24 protein-coding genes and 1 rRNA gene are annotated in these 23,949 nt (G+C 71.9%); 19 read left to right on the top strand and 6 right to left on the bottom strand.

Features of this window, described 5'->3' with window-relative positions; translation table 11 throughout:
* The 9 genes from rrf to ABZ948_RS32680 all read left to right on the top strand — a co-directional run.
* A 5S ribosomal RNA gene (rrf, locus tag ABZ948_RS32720) occupies positions 1 to 92 on the top strand; the annotation flags it as partial.
* Positions 93 to 154: 62 nt separating this feature from the next.
* A complete protein-coding gene (locus tag ABZ948_RS32715; RefSeq protein WP_359765678.1) occupies positions 155 to 799 on the top strand; it encodes an HAD family hydrolase in 645 nt (214 codons plus the stop codon).
* An 88-nt stretch (positions 800 to 887) separates the two neighbouring features.
* Entirely contained in the window at positions 888 to 2,108 is a 1,221-nt protein-coding gene (locus ABZ948_RS32710; RefSeq protein WP_359765676.1) for an MFS transporter, read from the top strand.
* The gene (locus ABZ948_RS32705; protein WP_359765674.1) at positions 2,059 to 3,231 is read left to right on the top strand and encodes an acetoin utilization protein AcuC; all 1,173 of its coding nucleotides are present in this window, start codon (positions 2,059 to 2,061) and stop codon (positions 3,229 to 3,231) included. The genes ABZ948_RS32710 and ABZ948_RS32705 overlap by 50 nt, the downstream gene beginning before the upstream one ends.
* 285 nt (positions 3,232 to 3,516) lie before the next feature.
* The gene (locus ABZ948_RS32700) at positions 3,517 to 4,332 is read left to right on the top strand and encodes a phosphatase (RefSeq protein WP_359765672.1); all 816 of its coding nucleotides are present in this window, start codon (positions 3,517 to 3,519) and stop codon (positions 4,330 to 4,332) included.
* A 129-nt stretch (positions 4,333 to 4,461) separates the two neighbouring features.
* A complete protein-coding gene (locus ABZ948_RS32695; RefSeq protein WP_004984898.1) occupies positions 4,462 to 4,674 on the top strand; it encodes a helix-turn-helix domain-containing protein in 213 nt (70 codons plus the stop codon).
* 156 nt (positions 4,675 to 4,830) lie between these two features.
* Entirely contained in the window at positions 4,831 to 4,929 is a 99-nt protein-coding gene (locus ABZ948_RS32690; RefSeq protein ID WP_003948845.1) for a 30S ribosomal protein bS22, read from the top strand.
* Between the two features lie 202 nt (positions 4,930 to 5,131).
* Entirely contained in the window at positions 5,132 to 6,193 is a 1,062-nt protein-coding gene (locus ABZ948_RS32685; protein ID WP_359765670.1) for an NAD-dependent epimerase/dehydratase family protein, read from the top strand.
* A 14-nt stretch (positions 6,194 to 6,207) separates the two neighbouring features.
* Entirely contained in the window at positions 6,208 to 7,263 is a 1,056-nt protein-coding gene (locus tag ABZ948_RS32680) for a lysophospholipid acyltransferase family protein (protein ID WP_359765668.1), read from the top strand.
* An 89-nt stretch (positions 7,264 to 7,352) separates the two neighbouring features.
* Here the strand turns inward: ABZ948_RS32680 and ABZ948_RS32675 are convergent, their stop codons facing one another.
* The 3 genes from ABZ948_RS32675 to ABZ948_RS32665 form a co-directional block, all read right to left on the bottom strand.
* Positions 7,353 to 8,600, bottom strand: a complete 1,248-nt coding sequence (locus ABZ948_RS32675; RefSeq protein WP_359765666.1) for a DUF5667 domain-containing protein — start codon at positions 8,598 to 8,600, stop codon at positions 7,353 to 7,355.
* 236 nt (positions 8,601 to 8,836) lie between these two features.
* Positions 8,837 to 9,607, bottom strand: a complete 771-nt coding sequence (locus tag ABZ948_RS32670; RefSeq protein ID WP_031117141.1) for an ECF subfamily RNA polymerase sigma factor, BldN family — start codon at positions 9,605 to 9,607, stop codon at positions 8,837 to 8,839.
* 349 nt (positions 9,608 to 9,956) lie between these two features.
* A complete protein-coding gene (locus ABZ948_RS32665) occupies positions 9,957 to 10,874 on the bottom strand; it encodes an HAD family hydrolase (RefSeq protein ID WP_078650873.1) in 918 nt (305 codons plus the stop codon).
* Between the two features lie 160 nt (positions 10,875 to 11,034).
* Between ABZ948_RS32665 and ABZ948_RS32660 the strand changes: the two genes are divergently transcribed.
* From ABZ948_RS32660 to ABZ948_RS32640, 5 genes are all read left to right on the top strand, one after another.
* A complete protein-coding gene (locus ABZ948_RS32660) occupies positions 11,035 to 11,313 on the top strand; it encodes a glutaredoxin family protein (protein ID WP_359765663.1) in 279 nt (92 codons plus the stop codon).
* Between the two features lie 315 nt (positions 11,314 to 11,628).
* Positions 11,629 to 12,393, top strand: a complete 765-nt coding sequence (locus ABZ948_RS32655) for a redox-sensing transcriptional repressor Rex (RefSeq protein ID WP_359765661.1) — start codon at positions 11,629 to 11,631, stop codon at positions 12,391 to 12,393.
* Positions 12,390 to 14,150 carry a glutamyl-tRNA reductase gene (locus ABZ948_RS32650; protein ID WP_359765659.1) on the top strand — a complete coding sequence of 587 codons (1,761 nt, stop codon included), beginning with the start codon at positions 12,390 to 12,392 and terminating at the stop codon, positions 14,148 to 14,150. The genes ABZ948_RS32655 and ABZ948_RS32650 overlap by 4 nt, the downstream gene beginning before the upstream one ends.
* Positions 14,147 to 15,106 (top strand): hydroxymethylbilane synthase, encoded by a 960-nt coding sequence (gene hemC / locus ABZ948_RS32645; RefSeq protein WP_359765657.1) that lies wholly within the window; start codon positions 14,147 to 14,149, stop codon positions 15,104 to 15,106. Before ABZ948_RS32650 ends, hemC begins: the two co-directional genes overlap by 4 nt.
* The gene (locus tag ABZ948_RS32640) at positions 15,103 to 16,809 is read left to right on the top strand and encodes a bifunctional uroporphyrinogen-III C-methyltransferase/uroporphyrinogen-III synthase (RefSeq protein WP_359765655.1); all 1,707 of its coding nucleotides are present in this window, start codon (positions 15,103 to 15,105) and stop codon (positions 16,807 to 16,809) included. The genes hemC and ABZ948_RS32640 overlap by 4 nt, the downstream gene beginning before the upstream one ends.
* Before the next feature lie 242 nt (positions 16,810 to 17,051).
* On the opposite strand, the gene arfB is transcribed toward ABZ948_RS32640, so the two are convergent.
* Positions 17,052 to 17,489 carry an alternative ribosome rescue aminoacyl-tRNA hydrolase ArfB gene (arfB, locus tag ABZ948_RS32635; protein WP_359765654.1) on the bottom strand — a complete coding sequence of 146 codons (438 nt, stop codon included), beginning with the start codon at positions 17,487 to 17,489 and terminating at the stop codon, positions 17,052 to 17,054.
* 159 nt (positions 17,490 to 17,648) lie between these two features.
* Between arfB and ABZ948_RS32630 the strand changes: the two genes are divergently transcribed.
* Both ABZ948_RS32630 and ABZ948_RS32625 read left to right on the top strand, forming a co-directional pair.
* A complete protein-coding gene (locus ABZ948_RS32630) occupies positions 17,649 to 18,224 on the top strand; it encodes a TerD family protein (protein ID WP_234846570.1) in 576 nt (191 codons plus the stop codon).
* A 194-nt stretch (positions 18,225 to 18,418) separates the two neighbouring features.
* The gene (locus ABZ948_RS32625) at positions 18,419 to 18,931 is read left to right on the top strand and encodes a GNAT family N-acetyltransferase (protein WP_359765652.1); all 513 of its coding nucleotides are present in this window, start codon (positions 18,419 to 18,421) and stop codon (positions 18,929 to 18,931) included.
* Positions 18,932 to 18,935: 4 nt separating this feature from the next.
* Here ABZ948_RS32625 and ABZ948_RS32620 read toward each other — a convergent pair whose 3' ends face one another.
* Positions 18,936 to 20,423, bottom strand: a complete 1,488-nt coding sequence (locus ABZ948_RS32620; protein ID WP_435857687.1) for a M1 family metallopeptidase — start codon at positions 20,421 to 20,423, stop codon at positions 18,936 to 18,938.
* Here ABZ948_RS32620 and ABZ948_RS32615 point away from each other — a divergent pair.
* Positions 20,413 to 20,913 carry a hypothetical protein gene (locus ABZ948_RS32615; RefSeq protein WP_031113712.1) on the top strand — a complete coding sequence of 167 codons (501 nt, stop codon included), beginning with the start codon at positions 20,413 to 20,415 and terminating at the stop codon, positions 20,911 to 20,913. The two genes, ABZ948_RS32620 and ABZ948_RS32615, sit on opposite strands and share 11 nt — an antisense overlap.
* A 12-nt stretch (positions 20,914 to 20,925) precedes the next feature.
* Here ABZ948_RS32615 and ABZ948_RS32610 read toward each other — a convergent pair whose 3' ends face one another.
* Entirely contained in the window at positions 20,926 to 21,603 is a 678-nt protein-coding gene (locus ABZ948_RS32610; RefSeq protein WP_359765649.1) for a pentapeptide repeat-containing protein, read from the bottom strand.
* Positions 21,604 to 21,734: 131 nt separating this feature from the next.
* On the opposite strand from ABZ948_RS32610, the gene ABZ948_RS32605 reads away from it, so the two are divergent.
* Both ABZ948_RS32605 and ABZ948_RS32600 read left to right on the top strand, forming a co-directional pair.
* Positions 21,735 to 22,895, top strand: coding sequence for an FAD-dependent oxidoreductase (locus ABZ948_RS32605; RefSeq protein ID WP_359765647.1), 1,161 nt, complete (start codon positions 21,735 to 21,737; stop codon positions 22,893 to 22,895).
* Between the two features lie 46 nt (positions 22,896 to 22,941).
* Positions 22,942 to 23,922 carry a zinc-binding dehydrogenase gene (locus tag ABZ948_RS32600; RefSeq protein ID WP_359765645.1) on the top strand — a complete coding sequence of 327 codons (981 nt, stop codon included), beginning with the start codon at positions 22,942 to 22,944 and terminating at the stop codon, positions 23,920 to 23,922.
* Positions 23,923 to 23,949 lie beyond the last annotated feature (27 nt).

Genomic DNA, 23,949 nt, shown 5'->3' with positions numbered 1-23,949 from the left:
CGCCCGGTTACATTCCGAACCCGGAAGCTAAGCCTTACAGCGCCGATGGTACTGCAGGGGGGACCCTGTGGGAGAGTAGGACGCCGCCGAACAATTTTTGGGAAAACCCCCGTATCTTCGGATACGGGGGTTTTCTGCGTTTAGGGTCGATGCCATGCGCTATGACCTGGTGATCTTCGACAATGACGGTGTGCTCGTCGACAGCGAGCCCATCTCCAACCGGTTGCTCGCGGCGTACCTCACCCAACTGGGGCACCCCACCTCCTACGAGGAGTCCATCCGGGACTACATGGGATCGGCGATGCACCGGATTCATGAGCTGGTGCTGGAGCGGACGGGGCAGCGGCTGCCGGAAGACTTCGACGACGTCTTCCACGCGCGGGTGTTCGCGGCGTTCGAGCAGGATCTGGTGGCCGTGGCCGGAGCGTCCGGAGTCCTGGAGAAGCTGGCCGCGGACGGGGTGGCGTACTGCGTGGCCTCCTCTGGGAGCCATGAGCGGATCCGGGTGGGGCACCGGACGACCGGGCTCGACCGGTGGTTCGACGAGAAGCGGATCTTCAGTTCGCAGGACGTAGGGCGGGGCAAGCCGGCCCCTGATCTCTTCCTGTACGCGGCCGAGCGGTTGGGGGTCGCGCCGGAGCGGTGTGTCGTCGTCGAGGACAGTCCGCTGGGAGTACAGGCGGGTGTCGCGGCCGGCATGGACGTGTACGGGTTCACCGCCATGACACCGGCGGACAAGCTGGCCGGGGCTACCCGGCTCTTCTCCGACATGGGGGAGCTGGCCGACCTGCTCGTGTGAGCCGTGCCCGCAGGCCCGTCGAAGCTGAGTCGGATTCATCTTTGGCTGGATCTACCCATGGGTAGGTCTGGGCTCTACGCTCGCCGCCATGACTGATGTGCTGCGGCGCGGCAGGGCCTCGTTGGCGTTCAGCTTCTTGGTGCAGGGGGTCGCCTTCGCTCTGCTCGTGACGCGGATCCCGGCCATCCAGGACCGGTACGGGGTGTCCGACGCGCTGCTGCCCGCCTTTCTGGCGGCCGTGCCGATCCTGGCCGGCATCGGGAGCGTGAGCACCGAGCGGCTGGTGAAGCGGGTGGCCCCGAGCCGGCTGCTGCGCTGGTCCCAGCCCGTGGTGCTGCTGGCGCTGCTCGGGGTCGGGGCCGGGGAGCGGATGGTGGAACTGGGCGTGGCCCTCGCCGCGTTCGGGCTGGCCGTCGGGGTGCTGGACGCGTCGATGAACATGCTCGGGGTGAGCCTGCAGCGGTCGTACGGGCGCAGCATCATGCTCAGTTTCCACGCGGCGTACAGCCTGGGCGGGATCGCCGGGGCCTCGCTGGCGTGGGTGGGGGCGCACTGGGATCTGGCGTTGTGGGTGTCGTATCTGCCGGTCGTGGCGGTGCTGCTGCCGGCGGTGCTGGTGGGGAGCCGGTGGTACGTCGACGACCGGGACGCGACGCCTGTGGCCCAGGAGCGGGCGGACGGCGAGGGTCAGGTCGTGGTGTTCAAGTGGCTGCTGCCCTTGTGCCTGGTGATGACCTTCGCCTACATCGGGGACTCGACCGTCTCCAACTGGAGCGCGAAGTACCTCCAGGACGTGCTCGGCAGTTCGGAGCAGATGGCGACGGTGCCGTACAACGTGTACATGGTCACCACGCTGCTGGGGCGGGCGATCGGGGACCTCGGGGTGCGGCGGTTCGGGGCGGTCGCGGTGGTGCGGGGCGGGGCGCTGTTGGCGGCGGGCGGGTTCGCGGTGGTGGCCGCCGCTCCGGGGGCGTGGGTCGGGATGCTGGGGTTCACGCTGCTGGGGCTGGGACTGTGTGTGCTGGTGCCGCAGACGTTCGCGGCGGCCGGCAGGCTGTTCCCGGGGGCTTCGGATGCGGCCGTCGCACGGCTGAACGTCTTCAACTATGTGGGGTTTTTGATCGGTTCGCCGTTGGTCGGTGCTCTCGGGGACGCGTGGAGCTACCGCGGGGCGATGCTCGTGCCGATGGTGTTGGTGCTGGTGACGCTCGTGTACGCCCGGTCGTTCGCCGCTCAACCGGACCGATACGGTGGCGGGCATGAGCGGCCGCGCACAGCTGATGTGGGACGAGGCAGTAACGGGCTATGACTTCGGTCCGGGGCATCCGATGGACCCGGTCCGGCTCGCCCTGACCCGGAGGTTGATCGACGCCTTCGGGCTGGACCGGGAGGTGGACGTGGTCGCCGCGAAGGCGGCCGGGGAGTCGACGCTGCGGCTTGTCCACCGGGAGGACTACATCGCGGCGGTGAAGGCGGCCTCCGTGGATCCGGGGGCGGCGGACCAGTCGTACGGGCTGGGGACGATGGACGATCCGGCGTTCGCGGGGATGCACGAGGTGTCGTCGCTGATCGCCGGGCAGTCGGTGGGGGCGGCGGAGGCCGTGTGGCGGGGCGAGGCGCTGCACGCGGTGAACTTCGCGGGCGGGCTGCACCACGCGATGCCGGGCGGCGCGTCCGGGTTCTGCATCTACAACGACGCCTCGCTGGCCATCGCCCGGCTGCTGGAGCTCGGGGCCGAGCGGGTCGCGTACGTCGACGTCGACGTGCATCACGGGGACGGGGTGCAGGCGGCGTTCTGGGACGACCCGCGGGTGCTGACGATCTCACTGCACGAGCATCCCCGGACGCTGTTCCCGCAGACCGGGTGGCCGGAGGAGACCGGGGCGGACTCCGCGGAGGGCTCGGCGGTGAACGTGGCGCTGCCGGCCGGGACCGGGGACGCCGGGTGGCTGCGGGCGTTCCACGCGGTCGTGCCGGAGCTGATCACGGACTTCCGGCCGCAGGTGCTGGTGACGCAGCACGGGGCCGACACGCACTTCGAGGACCCGCTGGCGCATCTGGCGGTGTCGCTGGACGCGCAGCGGGCGGTGCAGGTGGCGTGTCACGACTTGGCGCACGAGTACGCCGACGGGCGGTGGGTGGCCCTGGGCGGGGGCGGCTACGCGGTGGTGGACGTGGTTCCGCGGTCGTGGACGCACCTGGTCGCGATCGCGGCCGGCCGGGCCGTGGAGCCCGGGGCGATGATCCCCGAGGGGTGGCGGCAGGAAGTGTTCGCGAAGACGCGGCAGTTGGCCCCGGCGCGGATGACGGACGGACGCTGGCCGGTCACCTGGTCCTCCTGGGAGGAGGGCTACGACCCCGCCGACCGTCTCGACCAGGCGGTGCTGGCGTCCCGGCGGGCGGTGTTCCCGCTGCGGGGACTGCTGGCCTGAGAGGCGCGGGGAGGGGAGCTCTGGTCTGAGAGGCCCGGTGTACGGGGCCTGCTGGTCTGAGAGGCCCGCCGCCTGGCCGGATGGCTTGAGAGGGCCGGTGTGCGGGGGTCTGCTGGCCTGAGCGGTCCGGCGCGGGGCCTGCCGGCCTGAGCTGCCCGGTGGGGGGTCTGTCGGCTTGAGAGCGTGCTGCGGGGTTCGGGCCCGGCGGGCCCGGTGCGTACGCCGACCGTGCGGTGTTCGCCCGTTCCCGGGACATGCGCGGCGCCGGTCGCGCACGATCACAAGGTGCTGACCCCCGAAGCCCTTCGTGCGCACCTGGTCGGCGCACGGCTCGCCGGGACCGTGGCGACCTCGCGGGAGGAGAGCCTGCGCAGGTACCGGCTCTTCGCCGCCCGGGATCCCCGGGTGCTGCTCGGTCTTGATCCCGAAGGCGCTTGGAATCAGCGGGAATTGATCGAGCTGATGGCGGACAGATGTGGAGTTCCAGCCGATTTCCGGCGGACTTCCGGCCAGGACGTGATCGCACCGGAGCGGACCCTGGCCGCGCTGGACGCCTTCGCGGAACGTCTCGCCGAGGCCGCCCGGAGGGGCGCGCCCGTGCTCCTCGGTACCGGGCACCCCCACCGGCTGCTCGGTTTCTACGCCGCTCTGGCAGACGCGCTGTCGGCGGCGGGGTGTGCCGTCCTCACCCCCGCGCAGGGTCGCTGTGTCGACATAACGACCCGGTTCGGCCTACGTACGTACAACCTCGACTACGTACGAGGAGTCGCGCTGGTGCGGACCTCCGGCGCGAAACGCCCCGGTTGTGCACCCGGCGCACATACGCACTCACCTCTCCCGGTTCGTACCGTACTGGCCGCTGTCGCGGAGGCCGGCGGGCCCCTTCCGGAGCTGGTGATCGGGGACCACGGGTGGGTCTGCGGAGCAGGTCAGCTGGGGTTCGAGGCCATCGGGCCGGCCGATGCGGACGATCCGGCCCCGTTCGTCGGGGAGGCCGAGGGGTCCGTGGCCGTCGTCGTTCCACTTGATGACGGCGTGCGGTCTGATTACTACCTGCCGCTTACCCGCTACGTACTCAATCGGGCGTGTCTGTCACAGTAGGCCGCCGATGGGTGCACCTCTTCCCCACTCGCATCACCCGCCCCTACATTGGGGAGTGAGCACGCAGCGACGAAGAGTCACCGGAAGGGGAAGCCGGTGGCCGTCGAGTGCGGAAGGTTCAGGTGTGTCATGGCTGCAGCTGGCGAGAGGCCTCTGAACGAGGTTCAGTTCCTTACCGTGGCGGAAGTCGCCTCGGTGATGCGAGTGTCGAAGATGACCGTGTACCGGTTGGTGCACAGCGGTCATCTGCCCGCGATCCGTGTGGGGCGGTCCTTCCGCGTCCCGGAGCAAGCGGTTCACGAGTACCTCCGCGAGAGTTACGTGGGGGTGGAAACCGCCTGACGGCTGGGGCGGGGTGGTCCCTCACAGGGCACTCGGGATCACCCTGGCCCCCTCGATTACGACCTCAGCGCTCGGGCGGGTAGGCTAGCCCCTCGTAGGTCGTGTGGGCCCATGGCGCCCAAACAACCGAGTGATGAGAAGTGAGCGAGGGTAGTCGTGGGCTCTGTTATCAAGAAGCGGCGCAAGCGGATGGCGAAGAAGAAGCACCGCAAGCTGCTCAAGCGCACGCGCGTTCAGCGTCGCAACAAGAAGTAAGTTCGCGACGCGGACGCCGCGAAAGCGTTGCGTGTGGCCCCCCACCCACAGGTGGGGGGCCACACGTGTATCGGCTCGTACGTCCGGCTGCTTCCGTCACCTGCCGCATCGGGCGGTCATCACAGCGCAACAACAACCCGCTAAGTTGGCCCCACGGGGGAACGCGGCGGGCAAGAGGTTTTCTGGAAGGAAGGCGCGGATCTTGGGCAAGGTCGTGCTCGTGACCGGTGTGGCCCGCCAGCTGGGGGGCCGGTTCGTGCGGCGGATCCAGCGGGACCCCGAGGTGGACCGGGTCGTCGCCGTGGACGCGGTGCCCCCCGAGCACCATCTGGGCGGGGCCGACTTCGTCCAGGCCGACATCCGGCAGCCCACCATCGCGCGGGTGCTCGCCGAGACGGGCGCCGACACGATCGTCCACCTCGACGTGACGGGCACGCCGCTGGGCAGCGGCAACCGGGCCTCCCTGAAGGAGACCAACGTCATCGGCACCATGCAGCTGCTCGGTGCCTGCCAGAAGTCCCCGGCCGTGCAGCGCCTGGTCGTGAAGTCCAGCACGAACGTCTACGGCTCCGCGCCCCGCGACCCGGCCGTCTTCACCGAGACGACCCCGCCCAAGTCCCTGCCCAGCGGCGGCTTCGCCAAGGACACCGTCGAGGTCGAGGGCTATGTGCGGGGCTTCGCCCGGCGCCGGCCGGACGTCGCGGTGTGCGTGCTGCGGTTCGCCAACATCCTCGGCCCGACCGCGGACACCCCGCTCGCCTCGTACTTCTCGCTGCCGGTGCTGCCGACCGTGTTCGGCTACGACCCGCGGCTGCAGTTCGTGCACGAGGACGACGTGATCGAGGTGCTGCGCATCGCCTCGCACGAGCCCCGGCGGGGCACCCTCAACAGCGGCACCTTCAACATCGCCGGCGACGGCGTGCTGCTGCTCTCCCAGTGCTCCCGGCGCCTCGGGCGCCCCACGGTGCCCCTGCTGCTCCCGGCCGTCACCTGGGCGGGCTCGCTGGTGCGTACGCTGGGCATGACGGACTTCTCGCCCGAGCAGATCAGGCTGCTCACCCACGGCCGGGTCGTGGCCACGGGCCAGATGCGCGAGACGCTGGGATTCCAGCCCAAGTACACGACCGCGGAGACGTTCGCGGACTTCGCACGCAGCCAAGGCCCCGGACTTCTTCCGCCGGAGGCCCTTGCGGGGGCCGTCGACCGGATCGCGGCGCTGCCCCTCGCGGGCGGCGGCCAGACCCCGACGCAGAGCGCCGACTGAGGAGCGCATCAACGATGGCGGATGCCAAGGTCATTCCGTTCGACGACGACCGGTCCCGGGGGAGCGTCGCGCAGCGCCCCCAGCGGCGCCGGAGCGGGGCGAGCCGGCGCCCGGGCGCGGAGTCCGTGCCGGTCCGTGAGGTGCAGCCCCTGCCCACCAGGGCTGTTCCGCAGGATGATGTTCCGGTGACATCCGAGAAACAGCCGCCGGAGCGGTCCGGGGACGGTGACGGCGGTCTGGAGCGGCGGATCGCGGGCGGCCTGTCCTTCCTGCGCCGCCGCCTCACCGGTGACTACGAGGTCGACGACTTCGGTTACGACGAGGAACTGACCGACCAGGTCCTGATGTCCCTGCTGCGCCCGCTGTACGAGAAGTACTTCCGGGTCGAGGTGAAGGGCATCGAGAACATCCCGTCCGAGGGCGGCGCCCTGATCGTCGCCAACCACTCCGGGACGCTGCCGATGGACGGCCTGATGATGCAGGTCGCCGTGCACGACAACCACCCGGCGGGCCGGCATCTGCGGCTGCTCGCGGCGGACCTGGTGTTCATGCTGCCGGTGGTCAACGAACTGGCCCGCAAGCTGGGCCACACCCTGGCCTGCGCCGAGGACGCGTCCCGGCTGCTGGAGCAGGGCGAGTTGGTCGGGGTGATGCCGGAGGGCTTCAAGGGCCTCGGCAAGCCCTTCGCGGACCGCTACAAGCTCCAGCGCTTCGGCCGCGGCGGTTTCGTCTCGACGGCCCTGCGCGCCGGGACGCCGATCGTGCCCTGCTCGATCGTCGGCGCCGAGGAGATCTACCCGATGATCGGCAACGCCAAGACGGTCGCCCGGCTGCTGGGCTTCCCGTACTTCCCGATCACGCCCACGTTCCCGTGGCTCGGGCCGCTCGGGGCGGTTCCGCTGCCGACCAAGTGGACGATCCAGTTCGGCGAGCCGATCCCCACGGACGGCTATCCGCCGGAGGCGGCCGAGGACCCCATGCTGATGTTCAACCTGACCGACCAGGTCCGGGAGCAGATCCAGCACACGCTGTACAAGCTGCTGGTGCAGCGCCGCTCGGTCTTCTTCTAGCCCGGCGTACGACTCGCCGAGCTCGCGCGGGTACGACGATGGGGGCGCCCCTTGCCGAAGGGGCGCCCCCGCTGTCGTACCGCCGCCGGCTAGTCGGCGTCCTCGCTGTCGATGCCCAGGCCGGGCAGCAGGTCGGGCAGGAGCGGCGGGAGCGTCACATCCGGCTCGGGGACGGGAGTGGCGCCGTCCGCCGACGGGGAGGTGCTGGCCTCGCCGTCCTGCGGCGGGTCGAGCAGGCCGCCGGTGTTGCCGCCGAGCAGGCCGTCGCTGTCGCTGCCGGAGCCGGCCGAGCGGCTGGGGCTGCCGCTGTCGGTACGGCCCTTGTCGGTGCGCCCGCCGCCGCTGTCGCTGGGCCGGGCCGAGCGGTCGGTGGCGGAGGAGCCGGTGGAGGCCGACTCGGAGGTGCCCTGCCGCCTGCCGTCGCCGCCGCCCGTGGCCGGGGGCTCGGGCAGCAGGGACCGCAGCGGGGCGACGTCCTCCTCTATGGCGTCGAACACCGACGACACCTGGTCGCCGACGTCCCCGAGCTGGACGGGGAGCCGCTCGCGCAGTTCGCCCCAGGCCTCGCGGTGGGAGCGGGAGAACGCGGACAGGGCCTGGATGGGGCCGAGCGAGTCCGGGTCACGCTCGTACGCCTCGCTGAGGAGCCGGTGGCCCTCCGAAGCGTCGTGCCGCATGCCGGACAGGGCGCGGCGGATTTCGCCCAGGGATTCGTGGTCCAGGGGGCCGCTGCGGCCGCGCTCCATCAGGCGGCGGGCCTCGCTGAGCCGTGTGGAGGCGTGGTCGAGGTAGACCCGGCCGCGCTCGTCCACACTGTCCGCCAGCCCGAGTTTGACGTCCTCGATGCCGCGCTTGAGGCCGTAGAGCGAGTCACCGGGCAGGGCGTCGGAGCTGGCGGCGGCGACGCCGCCGAAGGCGCTCGCGGCCACACCCACGCTGAGCCCGCCCGCAGTGAGGCCCTTGGCGAGGCGGGAACGCGGCCGGAACTTCTTCAGCGAGCCCGCGCGGTGGGCGCCACGGGCCCGGCTGGAGCGCTGCTCGGGGACCGCACGGTCCGTCGCCCCGCCTCCCGCGGTGCCCTCCTGGAGCATGGCCTCGAACGCGGCCACCAGCTGGGCCCGCTGGACGACCTTGACCTCCGGGTCGAGCTCCGGCTTGGGCAGCGCGCCGAGACCGGAGGCGAGCGCCAGCAGGCGCGCCCCTTCGGTCGGTTCCGCGGCTTCCGGGGCCGGTGGCGATCCTTCGGACTGCTCGGCCGCCGTGCCCTGCTCGGACTGCTCCTCCAAGGCCTGGGCGAAGGCGTTCGCCCGCCGGTGCGCCGATACGTTCGCGATCACTGGCGGCACCTCCTCTCGTCATGACGGTCGACTCCCCAGGGGGTCCTGAGGGTTGCACACCCTGACCACGACCACACGATCGAGTGATCGGAGTCGGCCAGGGGGTGACCACAGGGAGCCTGCATCCCGCACAACGAGCGGCTTGGCACTTGGGTTACGGACGGAGAACGATCGGATGGGGAAGTCAACGGACTTTCACGGAAAGTGAGTTGACTGTCGCCGAGTGTGTCGTCCGGTCAGCGGGCGTCTTCCGGCAGGAGCCGGGCGAGGGTGCGGACGGCCCGGTACTGGAGGGTCTTGATGGCGCCCTCGTTCTTGCCCATCACCCGGGCGGTCTCGGCGACGGAGAGGCCCTGGAGGAAGCGGAGCGTCACGCACTCCTGCTGCTGGGGGTTGAGCCGCCGCACCGCGTCGAGCAGGGCGGCGTTGGAGAGTGACTCCAGGACGGAGTCCTCGGGGGAGCGCTCGACCTCGTTGGCGTCGAGCATCTCGCCGGTGGTGACCTCGAGGCGGAAGCGGCTGGACTTGAAGTGGTCCGCGACGAGGTTGCGGGCGATCGTGACGAGCCAGGCGCCGAAGTCCCGGCCCTGCCAGGTGAACGTGCCGATGCGGCGCAGGGCACGCAGAAAGGTCTCGCTGGTGAGGTCCTCGGCGGTGGCCTTTCCTCCGACCCGGTAGTAGATGTACCGGTAGACGGTGTCGCTGTACTGGTCGTAGAGGCGGCCGAAGGCGTCGGCCTCGCCGGCCTGGGCACGCTCGACGAGGTCCATCATCCGGGCGCTGTCGCTGTCCGCCGCCGGGCGGCGGGCGGTGGCCGCCCCGGACGGGCGGCCTCGTCTGCCGACCGCGGCGCTGCCGTCGGCCAGTGCGTAGCACGGGCCGACGGGCGCGGCGGTGGCGAATGCGGGGACGGCGTACGCGGTGGGGACGAAGCCGCGCAACAGGTCGAGGACCGTTGCGCGCAGCGTAGCCAGGCCCGAGGCGTCAACCCCGACGTGTGGGTACACGGGACTCCCAGAGGCAGAGCTTCCATCACGTGCAGTGCGGGACCTTTCACCCGTCGTAGCGACGGAGGGGTACCGGTTTGCGTCTGAGGAGAATAACGCTTCGTGCAGGCGCTGCTACACCGAGTTGCTCAAATCATCGATTACGTCGCTTCCGTAACCGATTGACGCCCGATCAAGTGCCGCAGCGTGAGCGGTTGTTGATCGGAAAGATTCGGATTGCGGCTGAGTCCAGGGCGTGTTGTGGCCGTGTGCAGCCAAGAGGACTGGACATGAGGTTGTGGGGGTACGCCAGTTGGATTTACGGGGTTTGTCATCCCGTAAACGAAGGTGTTCCGGTTTGATCGACCGGTCAGCGGCGCCGGCGGTGCAGGGCGATGGCGGCCGCCGTGCCGCCGGCCACCGCGCCGACGCCCGCGGCGGCGGGGATGCCGACCTTGGCGGCCTTGCGGCCGGTGCGGTAGTCGCGCAGGCGCCAGTCCAGCTCGCGGGCGTGCTTGCGCAGCTTGGAGTCCGGGTTGATGGCGTAGGGGTGGCCGACCAGGGACAGCATCGGGATGTCGTTGTGCGAGTCGCTGTAGGCGGCGCAGCGGCCGAGGTCCAGGCCCTCGGCGGCGGCCAGGGCGCGGACGGCCTCGGCCTTGGCGGGGCCGTGCAGCGGTTCGCCGACGAGCTTGCCCGTGTAGACGCCGTCGACGGACTCGGCGACCGTGCCCAGGGCGCCGGTCAGGCCGAGGCGGCGGGCGATGACCTGGGCGATCTCGACGGGGGCGGCCGTGACGAGCCAGACCTTCTGGCCCGCGTCCAGGTGGGCCTGGGCGAGGGCGCGGGTGCCGGGCCAGATGCGCTCGGCCATGTACTCGTCGTAGATCTCCTCGCCGATCGACTGGAGCTCGGCGACGCGGTGGCCCTTGACGATCGACAGGGCCGAGTCGCGGGCCTCCTGCATGTGCTCGGGGTCCTCGACGCCGGCCAGCCGGAACCACGCCTGCTGCCAGGCGAAGCGGGCGAGGTCGCGGGTCTCGAAGAACTTCCGTTTGTACAGGCCCCGCCCGAAGTGGAAGAGGGCCGCGCCCTGCATGACGGTGTTGTCCAGGTCGAAGAAGGCGGCGGCCCGGTCGTCGCCGTGGACCGGGAACTGCGGTTCCTCGGTCGTGCCGGCAGCCTCCTGTGAGGACTTGCGTGCTGCCTCCGCCGAGGCCTCGCCTGCCAAAACGCTCCGCGCCGTGGCGGAGCGCCTACGGGGAGTGAGCCATCCGAGAGCGGCCATGGCGTGAGCATAGCCAGTTTGTTCGGGGGTTCCGGAGTCGCGAGGTTTGAAGCCTGTGAACTCTCGGCAAGCGTGTCGTTAAAGATGCCGCTCGGTACGGGCCCGATCGGCGCGTCCCCTGGCCGCTTACGGGGTTCCCCTCCTCCATGGGCGCGCGACAATGGCCGACATGAGCCCTCTCTTCCGTCGCAAGCCCCCTCGGGACCGGCTCGTCACGCTGATCCGCAAGCCCGGCTGTCATCTGTGTGATGACGCACAGGTCGTTGTGGAGAAGGTGTGCGGTGATCTGGGAGTCCCCTGGGAGCAGAAGGACATCACCGAGGATCGGGAACTGCACGACCAGTACTGGGAGCAGATCCCGGTCGTGCTGGTGGACGGCAGGCAGCACACGTTCTGGCGCGTGAACGAGGACCGCCTGCGCAAGGCGCTGAACGACTGATCCCGACCGGTGGGACGACTGACCGAGCAGTCCAAAGCGGCCCCCGTGGTCGCTTAGGATCGATGGCGACTTGGTCTCGGGGGCGGGATTCACTGAGGAGAGTGTGTTGTTTTGCCCCCAGAAGACAAGGAACGGTGGTGCCTGTGTGCCGGTTCCCCACCCGTGCGCCGGGGGCGCGTGAGCCCGGTCACGTTGGGCGGGCAAAACGGACACCATCTTTGTGCACGCGTTCACAAAGACATAGCCTGCTTTCGACGGGGCGGTCATGTAGGGACGTATGACCGCCTACAGCCCCGCTCTACCCGCAGGAGCACCGTGGCAACTGGCCGAACTCACCGACCGGCGACCCGCAGCCGAGGGATTCCCGAGGCCACCGTCGCCCGGCTTCCGCTGTACCTCCGCGCTCTGACCGCACTGTCGGAGCGCTCGGTTCCCACGGTCTCCTCGGAGGAGCTCGCGGCCGCCGCGGGGGTCAACTCCGCGAAGCTGCGCAAGGACTTCTCGTACCTCGGCTCGTACGGGACGCGGGGTGTCGGCTACGACGTCGAGTATCTCGTCTACCAGATCTCGCGCGAACTGGGGCTCACCCAGGACTGGCCGGTCGTGATCGTCGGTATCGGCAACCTCGGCGCCGCCCTCGCCAACTACGGCGGGTTCGCCTCGCGCGGCTTCCGCGTCGCCGCGCTGATCGACGCCGATCCGGCCATGGCGGGCAAGCCCGTCGCCGGCATTCCCGTGCAGCACTCCGACGACCTGGAGAAGATCATCCAGGACAACGGCGTGTCGATCGGTGTCATCGCCACCCCCGCCGGTGCCGCCCAGCAGGTCTGCGACCGGCTCGTGGCCGCCGGTGTCACCTCCATCCTGAACTTCGCGCCGACCGTGCTGTCCGTGCCCGAGGGCGTCGACGTGCGCAAGGTGGACCTCTCCATCGAGCTGCAGATCCTCGCCTTCCACGAGCAGCGCAAGGCCGGCGAGGAGGCCGCGAGCGCCGACGGCGCGCTCCCGGCCGCCGCCGCCCGCAGCGACTCCGCCGACCAGGGGCCCGACGGGGACATGCCCGCCGTGATGCCGGCATGAGCCTCCTCGTCGTCGGACTCAGCCACCGCAGCGCCCCGGTCAGCGTGCTGGAGCGGGCCTCGCTGAACGCGGACGCGCAGGTCAAGCTGCTGCAGGACACGGTCGCCGCCGAACCGGCCAGCGAGGCCGCGGTGCTCGCCACCTGCAACCGCATCGAGCTCTACGCCGACGTGGACAAGTTCCACGCCGGTGTCGCCGAGCTGTCCACGCTGCTCGCCCAGCACAGCGGGGTCGGCCTGGAGGAGCTCACTCCCTATCTCTACGTGCACTACGAGGACCGTGCCGTCCACCACCTGTTCTCGGTGGCCTGCGGTCTGGACTCGATGGTCGTCGGCGAGGGGCAGATCCTCGGCCAGATCAAGGACTCCCTGGCCCGGGCGCAGGAGCTGCACTCCGCGGGACGGCTGCTGAACGACCTGTTCCAGCAGGCCCTGCGCGTCGGCAAGCGCGCCCACTCCGAGACCGGCATCGACCGTGCCGGGCAGTCCCTGGTCACCTTCGGCCTGGAGCAGCTGGCCCGGGGCGGCGACGTACAGGAATGGGCCCGGGGCAAGAAGGCCCTGGTCATCGGCGCCGGGTCGATGTCCTCCCTGGCCGCGGCCACGCTCGCGCGGGCCGGGGTCGCCGAGGTCGTCGTCGCCAACCGCACCTTCGACCGCGCCGAGCGCCTCGCGCAGATCCTGTCCGAGGGCGACGACACGGACGTGCTGGCCCGCGCGGTACCGATGGAATCGGTGCCGGCCGAGCTGACACGTGCCGACGTCGCCGTCTCCTGCACCGGCGCGACGGGCCTGGTCCTGACGGCCGAGTCGGTCGCGGATGCGGTCGGGGGCCGGACGCCCGAGCCGGACGCCGGGACCGGCGGCGACGGACCGGCGGCGCCGGGCGGCTCCGGCCGTACGACCGGGCCGGACGCGCGGCAGGGCGGCCTGACCGGCACCAGCCTCGGCAGCGAGGACGGCTGCCCGCTGGACCTCTCCGCGGTGCAGGGCACCGCCGGATTCTCCGTGCTCGGCGAGGCCGCCGTGGCCGGCATGGCCGCCGCCGACCTGGAGCAGCACGCGGCGTGGGTGGACAACGGCACGGCCGGCGGCGGCCAGCGGACCGCGAGCCCGGCCCGCCCGGGCACGCTCGACCCCGCCGCGGACACCGACGCCATCGCCGCGCTCGCCGCGACCGTCGCCACCGTCGGGCGGATCCCCGAGCGGCGCCGGCCCGAGCCGGTCGAGGAGCCGCAGCGGCCCGAGCCCGTGCTCTTCCTGCTCGACCTGGCGATGCCGCGCGACATAGACGCGGCCGCGCACCGGCTGGCCGGGGTGCGGCTGGTGGACATCGAGTCGCTGGCGGAGGCCTCCGCGGGCGCTCCGATGGCTGCCGATGTGGACCAGGTCAGGCGTATCGTCTCCGACGAGGTCGCGGCCTTCGGGGCAGCACTGCGGGCCGCGCACATCACGCCGACCGTGGTCGCCCTGCGCACCATGGCCGCCGACGTCGTGGCCAGCGAGATCGCCCGGCTGGACGGGCGACTGCCCGGCCTCGACGACAAGCACCGCGCGGAGATCACCCAGACCGTGCGGCGCGTGGTCGACAAGCTGCTGCACGCGCCGACCGTGCGGGTCAAGCAGCTCGCGGCCGAGCCCGGCGGCGCCGGGTACGCGGACGCGCTGCGGACCCTGTTCGACCTCGACCCCGAGACGGTCGCCGCCGTCTCCCGGGCCGAGGACAGCACCACCCAGAGAGACCGAGGCCCGGCATGACTGACAAGGCGCTGAGGCTCGGTACCCGGCGGAGCAGGCTCGCCATGGCCCAGTCCGGGCAGGTGGCCGAGGCCGTGAGCCGGGTGACCGGGCGGCCCGTGGAGCTCGTCGAGATCACCACGTACGGCGACGTCTCGCGCGAGGCGCTCGCCCAGATCGGCGGCACCGGCGTGTTCGTGACCGCCCTGCGCGACGCGCTGCTGAGGGGCGAGGTCGACTTCGCGGTGCACTCGCTGAAGGACCTGCCGACCACGCAGCCCGACGAGCTGGTCGTGGCCGCCGTGCCCGTGCGGGAGGACCCGCGGGACGTGATCGTCGCGCGGGACGCCCTGAAGTTCACCGACCTGCCCCGCGGGGCCCGCATCGGCACCGGCTCGCCGCGCCGCATGGCCCAGCTCAACGCGTACGCGCGCAGCCACGGCCTGGACATAGCGACGGTTCCGATCCGCGGCAACGTCGACACCCGCATCGGGTTCGTGCGCAAGGGGGAGCTCGACGCCGTCGTGCTGGCCGCCGCCGGGCTGAACCGGATCGGCCGGGGTGACGAGGTGACCGACTTCCTGTCGGTCGACACGGTTTTGCCCGCCCCCGGCCAGGGGGCCCTGGCGATCGAGTGCACCGCGGCCAACGCGGACCTCGTCGCCGCGCTCGCCGAACTCGACGACCCGTTCACGCGGGTCGCCGTGACGGCCGAGCGATCACTGCTCGCCGCCCTGGAGGCCGGTTGCAGCGCCCCTGTGGGCGCGCTGGCCGACCTTCTGGCCGACGGGCAGATTGTCAAGGAAATGCGCCTGCGCGGCGTCGTCGGCACCACCGACGGCACGCGCATGGTGCAGCTGTCCACCACCGGTCCCGTGCCCGAGACGCACGACGGGGCAATGGCGCTCGGTCGCGAACTCGCGGCCGAGATGCTCGCCCAGGGCGCGGCCGGTCTGATGGGGGAGCGAGCACATTGAGCCCCACCACCCTTTCCGCCGGTCCTGAACACGGGCACGTCACCTTCCTGGGTGCCGGACCCGGAGATCCGGGACTGCTCACTCTGCGCGCCGTCGAGGCACTGGCGAACGCGGACGTCCTCGTCGCCGAGCACGAAGTGCTCGACGTCGTACGTCAGCACGCCAGGCAGGGCGTCTCCGAGGTGCACACGGACGCGGATCCTTCCCAGGATCCCACTCCGGGCACAGGAACGCCCCAGCTGACGGTAGTTGACGGCACGTCAACCACCGCGCCCGTCCCCGCGGTGCGGGATGCCGCACATCTTGTCATGGAGGCCGCGCGGGGCGGCAGGCGGGTCGTGCGTGCGGTGTCCGGTGACCCGGGCCTCGACACGTACGCCGCCGAGGAGATGCTGGCGTGCGCCGCCGCCGGGGTGCCCTTCGAGGTCGTCCCCGGTATCGCGAGCGCGGTCGGTGTGCCCGCGTACGCCGGTGTGCCGCTGCGGGACGCGCAGGGCGCGGACGTGCGGTTCGTCGACGCGCGGACGGCCTCGGACCGGTGCTGGACGGAGGTCGGGGCGTCGGACGGCACGGTCGTCGTGTCCACGACGCTGGACTCCGTCGCCGCGGCGGCCGGCGAGCTCGTCTCCGCCGGGCGCAAGCCGGACACCCCGCTGACGGTCACCGTCGCCGGTACGACCACCCGGCAGCGCACCTGGACCGCCACGCTCGGCACGATCGCGCAGACGCTGAAGCAGGCCAAGGTGCTGCCCTCGCCCGACGGCGGCCGGCCGGTGATAGCCGTGGTCGGTGAGCGTTCCGCCGCCGCCCAGCGCGACCAGCTCGCGTGGTTCGAGTCCAAGCCGCTGTTCGGCTGGAAGGTGCTCGTGCCGCGGACCAAGGAGCAGGCGGTGTCGCTCTCCGACCAGCTGCGGTCGTACGGGGCCGTGCCGCACGAGGTGCCGACGATCGCCGTCGAGCCGCCGCGCACGCCCCAGCAGATGGAGCGCGCGGTCAAGGGCCTGGTGACGGGCCGCTACGAGTGGATCGCCTTCACCTCGGTGAACGCGGTCAAGGCCGTGCGGGAGAAGTTCGAGGAGTACGGGCTCGACGCGCGTGCCTTCGCGGGCATCAAGGTCGCGGCCGTGGGCGAGCAGACCGCCAAGGCGCTGATCGCGTTCGGCGTGAAGCCGGACCTGGTGCCGAGCGGTGAGCAGTCGGCCGCCGGGCTGCTGGAGGACTGGCCGCCGTACGACCCGGTGTTCGACCCGATCGACCGGGTCTTCCTGCCTCGGGCCGACATCGCCACGGAGACGCTGGTCGCCGGGCTGATCGAGCTGGGCTGGGAGGTCGACGACGTCACGGCCTACCGGACCGTGCGGGCCTCGCCGCCGCCGGCGGAGACCCGCGAGGCGATCAAGGGCGGTGGCTTCGACGCCGTGCTGTTCACGTCGTCCTCCACCGTGCGGAACCTGGTCGGCATCGCCGGCAAGCCGCACAACGTGACCGTGATCGCCTGTATCGGCCCGGCCACGGCGAAGACCGCCGAGGAGCACGGGCTGCGGGTGGACGTCATGGCTCCGGAGCCGTCCGTGCTCAAGCTGGCGGAGGCCCTGGCCGACTTCGGCGCGAAGCGGAGAGCCGCCGCCGTGGAGGCCGGGGATCCGGTGACGCGGCCCAGCGAGCGGCGGCCGGGGGCGCGGCGGCGGCGGTCGACGACCTAGGGGGTGTCCGCAAAGTCCCGCCTGCCCCGCGACGCCCGGCACGCTCCCCCAAGCTCTTCGAGCAGGGGGTACCCCCACTCGCCGCACCGGGCGAACACCCGAGTACAACCAGTACGCGGGCGTCCGCCCGGCACGCCGAGAGCACGCTCCCCCAAGCTCTCGGCTTCGCTCGAGCAGGGGGGACCCCCATGACGCCGCAGGGCCCGCCCTCCGGGCGAACGACGCGACTGTGCGGACACCCCCTAGCTCCAGTCCCGCGCGGAGCGCCCCCGCTTGGTCTCCGAGCGCTGCTTCTTCTCCCGCAGCCGCCGTTCGTTGATGCCGCGCGGGATGCGGGTCGGCCTGCGGGGCTTGGGCGGGGGTGCGGTGGCCTCGGCCAGGAGCGCGGCGAGCCGTACGGCGGCGGCCTCGCGGTTGCGCCACTGGGAGCGGTGCTCGGAGGACCGTACGGTGACGACACCGTCGACCAGGCGCCCGGCCAGCCGCTCCAGCGCCCGCCGCTTCCACACCTCGGGCAGCGCCTCGGTGCGCGCCAGGTCGAAGCTCAGCTCGACCTTCGAGTCACTGGTGTTGACGTGCTGCCCGCCCGGCCCGGACGACCGCGAGAAACGCCACATGAGCTCGGCCTCGGGCAGGGAGACGGAGCCGCGGATGACATGGGGACCGGACATGCCGTCCATGTTCCCGCTCCTGTCCGGTCCACGTCACCCGAATATCGCGGGTAAAGAAAGTAAAGGACCTGGAACCTCGCGTACCCCTCTCCACGTTCATGGGGGTAGCTGTAGCTTCATTTCCGCAGCTTCTTTGCCGCATGCAAACGAGGGAAGGGACTCCCAACAATGGCTGTAAGCCTGTCCAAGGGTGGCAACGTCTCGCTCACCAAGGAGGCTCCGGGCCTGACCGCCGTCACCGTGGGCCTCGGCTGGGACGTCCGCACCACCACCGGCACGGACTTCGACCTCGACGCCTCCGCGATCGCGGTCAACACGCAGGGCAAGGTCTACTCGGACGCCCACTTCGTCTTCTTCAACAACAAGCAGACCCCGGACAACTCCATCGTCCACACCGGTGACAACCGCACGGGTGAGGGCGCCGGCGACGACGAGGCGATCAACGTCAACCTCGCGGCCCTCCCGGCCGACATCGACAAGATCGTCTTCCCGGTCTCGATCTACGACGCCGAGACCCGCAGCCAGAACTTCGGCCAGGTCCGCAACGCCTACATCCGCATCGTCAACCAGGCCGGCGGCGCGGAGATCGCCCGCTACGACCTGTCGGAGGACGCGGCCACGGAGACGGCCATGGTCTTCGGCGAGCTGTACCGCAACGGCGCCGAGTGGAAGTTCCGCGCGGTCGGCCAGGGCTACGCCTCGGGCCTGGTCGGCATCGCCCAGGACTTCGGCGTGAACGTCTGACGGACACCGAAGCGTTTCGCGGGAAGCCCCCAGGGCCGGACAACCGGCCCTGGGGGCTTCGCCCCCTCAGGGGCGCGGGGCTGTATCGACATGCGGCTTCGCCGCGTGGGCGCGACAAGCCACAGACGATCCGCACCGGACAAGGCACCGCATCCCCTACGGCGCACCGCCCCCGCTCGGGATACGTTCCCCACGTGATCCTCGACCCCCTGCCCATGGCCCCCCTGGGTGACTCCCTCCTCGCGGAGCTGACCGCCCTCTACGCCTCCAACCACGAGTTCCACACCCTCACCGGCGACTTCCCCGACCCGAAGGACATCCGCCCCGAGCAGGTCGCGGCCGCCCTGGCCGAGGAGTGGGAACAGCCCGGCACGGAGATCCTGCTCGCCCGCAGCTTCGGCCGTCTGATCGGCATCGCCGTCACCCTCGCCCACCACCCCGACCCCGCCGACCCGGACCCCTGGATCGGCCTGCTGATGGTGGACGCGAGCCTGCGGGGCCAGGGCCACGGCCGCGGTCTGGCCACCCTCGTGGAGGACCGCTTCCGCCAGGCCGGCCGGACGGCCGTGCGCCTCGCCGTCCTGGCGAACAACCCGAAGGCCCTCGCCTTCTGGACCGCCCTCGGCTACGAGATCATCGACGACCGCCGGGACCGCCGGCTGGACCGCCCGTGCGCGGTGCTGCGCAAGCGACTGGAGACGCCGTAGGGGCTCAGGGCCGCTCCGGCTTCCCCTCCCCGTACAGCCAGTCCTCCCAGATCGCCTCGAAGTCCTCCCCGGGCGCCTGCTTCTCCACGTAGGCCGTGAAGTCGGCCGTGTCGGCGTTCCCGTGCCGGTACTCGGCCGCCCAGCCCTTGAGGATGCGCCAGAACCGCTCGTCGCCGACGGTCTGACGGACCTTCTGCAGCACCATCGCGCCCCGCCAGTACACCGGCGCGTCGGAGATCCGCGCGGCGCTCGGCGGATCGGCCGGGGGGAACGCCCAGACGGACTCCCCGGCCTCCTCGGTGTCCGAGGAGTCGTCGGTGTCCGAGGGGTCATCGGTGTCCGAGGAGTCGTCGGAGTACAGCGCGTCGAAGGTCTCCTGCGCGGTCTTCCCGCCGTGGTCCTCCTCCCACAGCCACTCCGCGTACGTGGCGAAGCCCTCGTTGAGCCACATGTCCCGCCAGCTCTTCGGCGAGACGGAGTCGCCGTACCACTGGTGGGCGAGTTCGTGGACGAGGAGCGTGACGTCGGGGGCGCCGGGGAAGACCGGGCGGTTCTGGGTCTCCAGGGCGTAGCCGAGGTCGGCCGCCCGGTCGACGATCGCGCCGGTGGAGGAGAAGGGGTACGGCCCGAACCGCCGCTCCGCCCAGCGCAGCACCTCGGGGATCCGCCGGAGCACCGGCCGGCTCGCCCCCGCCTCGGCCGGGTCGACGGCGGTGTACACGGGCAGACCGTCCGGGGTCCTGGAACGGCTGATGTCGAAGCGGCCGATCGCGAGTGTGGCGAGGTAGCTCGCCATCGGCTCGCCGGTGTGCCACACGTACGTCGTCCGGCCCCGCGCGGTCCGCTCGCCGCGCAACTCCCCGTTGGAGACGGCCCGCAGGCCCTGCGGGACGCTCACCGTGAGGTCGTACGCCGCCTTGTCGGAGGGGTGGTGGTTGCCGGGGAACCACGTCATCGACCCCGTCGGCTCGCCGAGCGCGAGTACCCCGTCCGAGGTGCGCAGCCAGCCCTCGCGGGAGCCGTCCGGGTCGGTGACGGTCCCGGGCGCACCGGAGTAGCGGACGGTCACGCGGAACGTGTCGTCCCGGTCGACGTCGGTGTGCGGCCGGACGGTGAGCTCCTGCCCGGCGCGGTTCCAGCGGGCCGTCTCACCGCCGACGGTGACCCGGTCGACCTCCAGGCCGTCGAGGTCGAGGTTGAAGGCGGAGAGGTCCTGGGTGGCGCGGGCGGTGACGGTGGCCGTGCCGGTGAGGTGGTGCGCGTCCGGGTCGTAGGTCAGGCGCAGGGCGTAGTGGGTGACGTCGTAGCCGCCGTTGCCCGCCTTCGGGAAGTACGGGTCGCGTACGCCGGAGCCGCCCGGTGTGCCGTGCACTCCGCCGTCGCACCCGGAGAGGGTGAGGGCGGAGGCGAGCAGGGCGGGGACAAGACGTACAGATCGGGCCACGGTCGCGATCCTACGGTCGCGTGACACCATCACATCCGTGCTCGACATCGGCTACGCCCTCTCCAACCGCTTCCCGGACCCTCCGCAGACCGACTACCGCCGCGCGGACGTCCGCGCCCTGCGGCACGACCTGTTCTGCGGTGACGTCTATCTGGCGGACACCAAGACGGACCACGAGGTGTCCACAGCCTGGGGATGGGTGCCGGTGCTCGACTTCGCGTGGGCGCTGTGCGACATCGTGGAGCGCATCGACCGGGACCCGGCGGGCTCCCGGGCGTCCCGGCCGCAGCGGGCGGAGCTGGACTTCACCGAGTCGACCGACCGGATGCTCTTCGAGCGGCGCTTCGGCTGGGTGGACATCGAGGCCGACTGGATGCGCGCGGAGGAGCCCCCGCTCACCGTCTCCCACGCCGAACTGCGCCGCGAGGCCCGGGACTTCCTGCACGACCTGATCGCCGACCTGACCGACCTGCACGACGACCTCGCGGAGAACCCGGCGATCTGGACCCTCCAGGCCCGCTTCCCCCGGATCCCCTGACGGGCCGGACGCTCACCCCTCCACCCGGATCCCCCACTGCGCCGCCAGCACCGGCGCCAGGTCCAGCAGCTGCGCCGTGCTGATCACCGCCCCCGACAGCCGGTCCAGCCCTCGGCTGATCTCCAGCGACGCGGCACCGCGCAGGTCGACGTCGACGAGGGTCGCCGCGTGGAGGTCGGCGCCCTTCAGCGCGCAGTCGACGAACTCCACCCGCTCAAGACGGGCCCCGCCGAAGTCCGGCTCGACGAGGACGCAGGCCTCGAAGACGACGTCTCTGAGCCGGGCCGTGCGCAGGTTCAGATAGTCGATCTTGCCGCCGCGGATCCGCACCCGCTCCAGCACCGCCCCGTGCAGCTGCGGTCCGCCGAGGCGGGCGTCGGTCAGCTCCACGTCCCGCAGGGTCGCCTCGGCCAGGTCCGTGCCCACACCCCGCACGCCGCTCAGGGCCGAATCCAGGACCCGGGCATGCCGCAGCCGGGTCTCGTCCAGCGCGCACCCCGTCAGCGCGCAGTCCATGAAGCGCGCGCCCGAGCCGTCCTGCCCGCCGAGGTCGGCGTCCTTGAACTCCAGCCCGTCGTAGTCCCCGTCCGGCTCCAGCCCCCCGCCCTCGTACGGCTCCAGCACCGGCAGCCGCAGCTCCGGTCGCCGCGCGCCCTTCACACCCGTACCGCCCGCCGCTCTCCTCGCCATGCCCCCATGCTGCACGCCACCACTGACAACACGCCCTGACCTGGGTGAACGCCCTCGATGTCACATTCCGGCGCGCTCGGACCGTCGTACTCCCGACAGGCCACCACGACGACCGCAGGGAGACCCCAGCCATGCACCGCATCACCGTGATCGGCGGCGGCTTCGCCGGACTGACCGCGGCCATCACCGCTGCCGAGGCGGGCGCCAAGGTCACCATCCACGAGGCCCACCACACGCTCGGCGGCCGGGCCCGCACCGCCGAGGGCCCCTACCGCACGAACGAGGGCCCGCACGCCCTCTACAACGGCGGCCCGCACTGGGCCTGGCTCCGGCAGCGCGACCTCATCGGTCCGCTCGCCCCGATCCCGCCCCTGGAGGCGGCCCGGCTGCGGCTGCGCCACCAGGGCGCGCTGCGCCGCACCCCGCCCTTCCCGATGCTGAAGCTGCTGCGCCGGACCGGCCGGCAGGCACCGGTGGACGTCGACTTCCTCACCTGGGCGACCGGCATCGCGGGCGAGGAGGGAGCCCGGGCCGCCGCCCACTACTCCGCCGTCGCCCTCTTCCACCACGACCCCGGTTCCCTGTCGGCCGCGTTCGTGCAGGAGCGCCTGCGCCGCGCCACCAAGCTGCCGCCCGAGGCGCACTACCCGCGCGGCGGCTGGGCGAGCCTCATCGACCGCATGGCCGCCCGCGCCTGGAACCTGGGCGTGCGGATCGAGACCCTGTCCCGCGTCGACACGCTCCCCACGGACACGCCGGTCGTCGTCGCCACCTCCCTCGACGCCGCCCGGCGGCTGCTCGGCGACGACTCGCTGACCTGGCCGAGCGGCCGTACCGTCCTCGTCGACCTCGCCGTGCGCACCCGGCGCGGGGACGCCTTCGTGGTCTCCGACCTCGACGCGCCCGGCTGGCTGGAACGGTTCACCGCCCAGGACCGCAGCCTCGCTCCCGCGGGCGAGCAGCTGATCCAGGGACAGATCCCCGTCGCCCCGCACGAGTCCAAGGCCGACGGCACCGCCCGCGCCGAGGAGCTGCTCGACCTGGGCTTCCCGGGCTGGCGCGAGCGCGTCACCTGGCGGCGCGAGGCGGTGGCGAACGGCCGTACGGGCGCGGTCGACCTGCCCGGCACCAGCTGGCGCGACCGGCCCGCCGTGGACCGGGGCGACGGCGTCTACCTCGCGGGCGACCAGGTCGCGGCCCCCGGCGTGCTGTCGGAGGTCTCCTTCAACAGCGCCCTGACGGCGGTGTCGCTGGCCCTCGGCAGGCGGGAGCTTGACCTCAAGCATGCTTGAGGTTGAAGGCTGGGGGCGCAGACCACGACCACACGAGGAGCCCCGCATGCGCGCCATCCGCCTGCACGCCTTCGGCCCGGCCGAGAACCTCACCTACGAGCACGTCGAGGACCCCCGCCCGGGCCCCGGCCAGGTCCGGATCGCCGTACGGGCGGCGGGCGTCCACCTCCTGGACACGGCCCTGCGCGAGGGCGCCCGGGGACCGGCACCCGAACCGACACCGCTGCCCACGATCCCCGGCCGCGAGGTCGCCGGGGTCGTCGAGGCCCTGGGCGAGGGCGTCGCCGGCCTGTGGCTCGGCAAGCGGGTCGTGGCCCACCTCGGCTTCGCCCCCGGCGGCTATGCCGAACTGGCCGTCACCGGCGTCGAACGCCTGCACGAGATCCCGGAGAACCTCGACTTCGCCGAGGCCGTCGCCATGATCGGCACGGGCCGTACGACGATGGGGATCCTGCAGTTCGCCGACCTCGGCCCCGACTCGGTCGCCGTCGTCCCGGCCGCCGCGGGTGGCATCGGCACCCTCCTCGTGCAGTACGCCAAGAACGCCGGAGCCACCGTCGTCGGCCTCGCGGGCGGGCCGGAGAAGGTCGCCCGCGTCCACGCCAACGGCGCCGATTTCGCCGTCGACTACACCGACCCCGCCTGGCCCGCGAAGGTCCGCGCCCACCTCGGCGGCCGGACCGCCACCGTCGTCTTCGACGGCGTGGGCGGCGACGCGGCCCGTGAGGCCGTCGCCCTGCTCGGCCCCGGCGGCCGGCACATCGTCTTCGGCTGGTCCGGCGAGGGCATCCACGACGGCGGGCCCTACCTCGTCGACGGCGTCTCCGTAGAGGTCCTCGGCCCCGTCATGCTCCAAAAGGCCGGCGGCCCCGACCCCGTCCGCACCCTCGAACTACGCGCCCTCACGGAGGCCGCGGCGGGCCGCCTCACCCCGGCCGTCCACCGCTTCCCCCTCTCCGACGCCGCGGCCGCGCACCGCGCGCTGGAGACGCGGGGAACGGCGGGGAAGGTGGTCCTGGAACCCTGACGCACCCCGCTCCGCCCGCCACCCACA

This window comes from Streptomyces olindensis, assembly GCF_040645895.1.
GTDB lineage: Bacteria > Actinomycetota > Actinomycetes > Streptomycetales > Streptomycetaceae > Streptomyces > Streptomyces olindensis.
The sequence above is the reverse complement of the archived record's forward strand: the minus strand, read 5'-3'. Positions and strand labels throughout refer to the sequence as shown.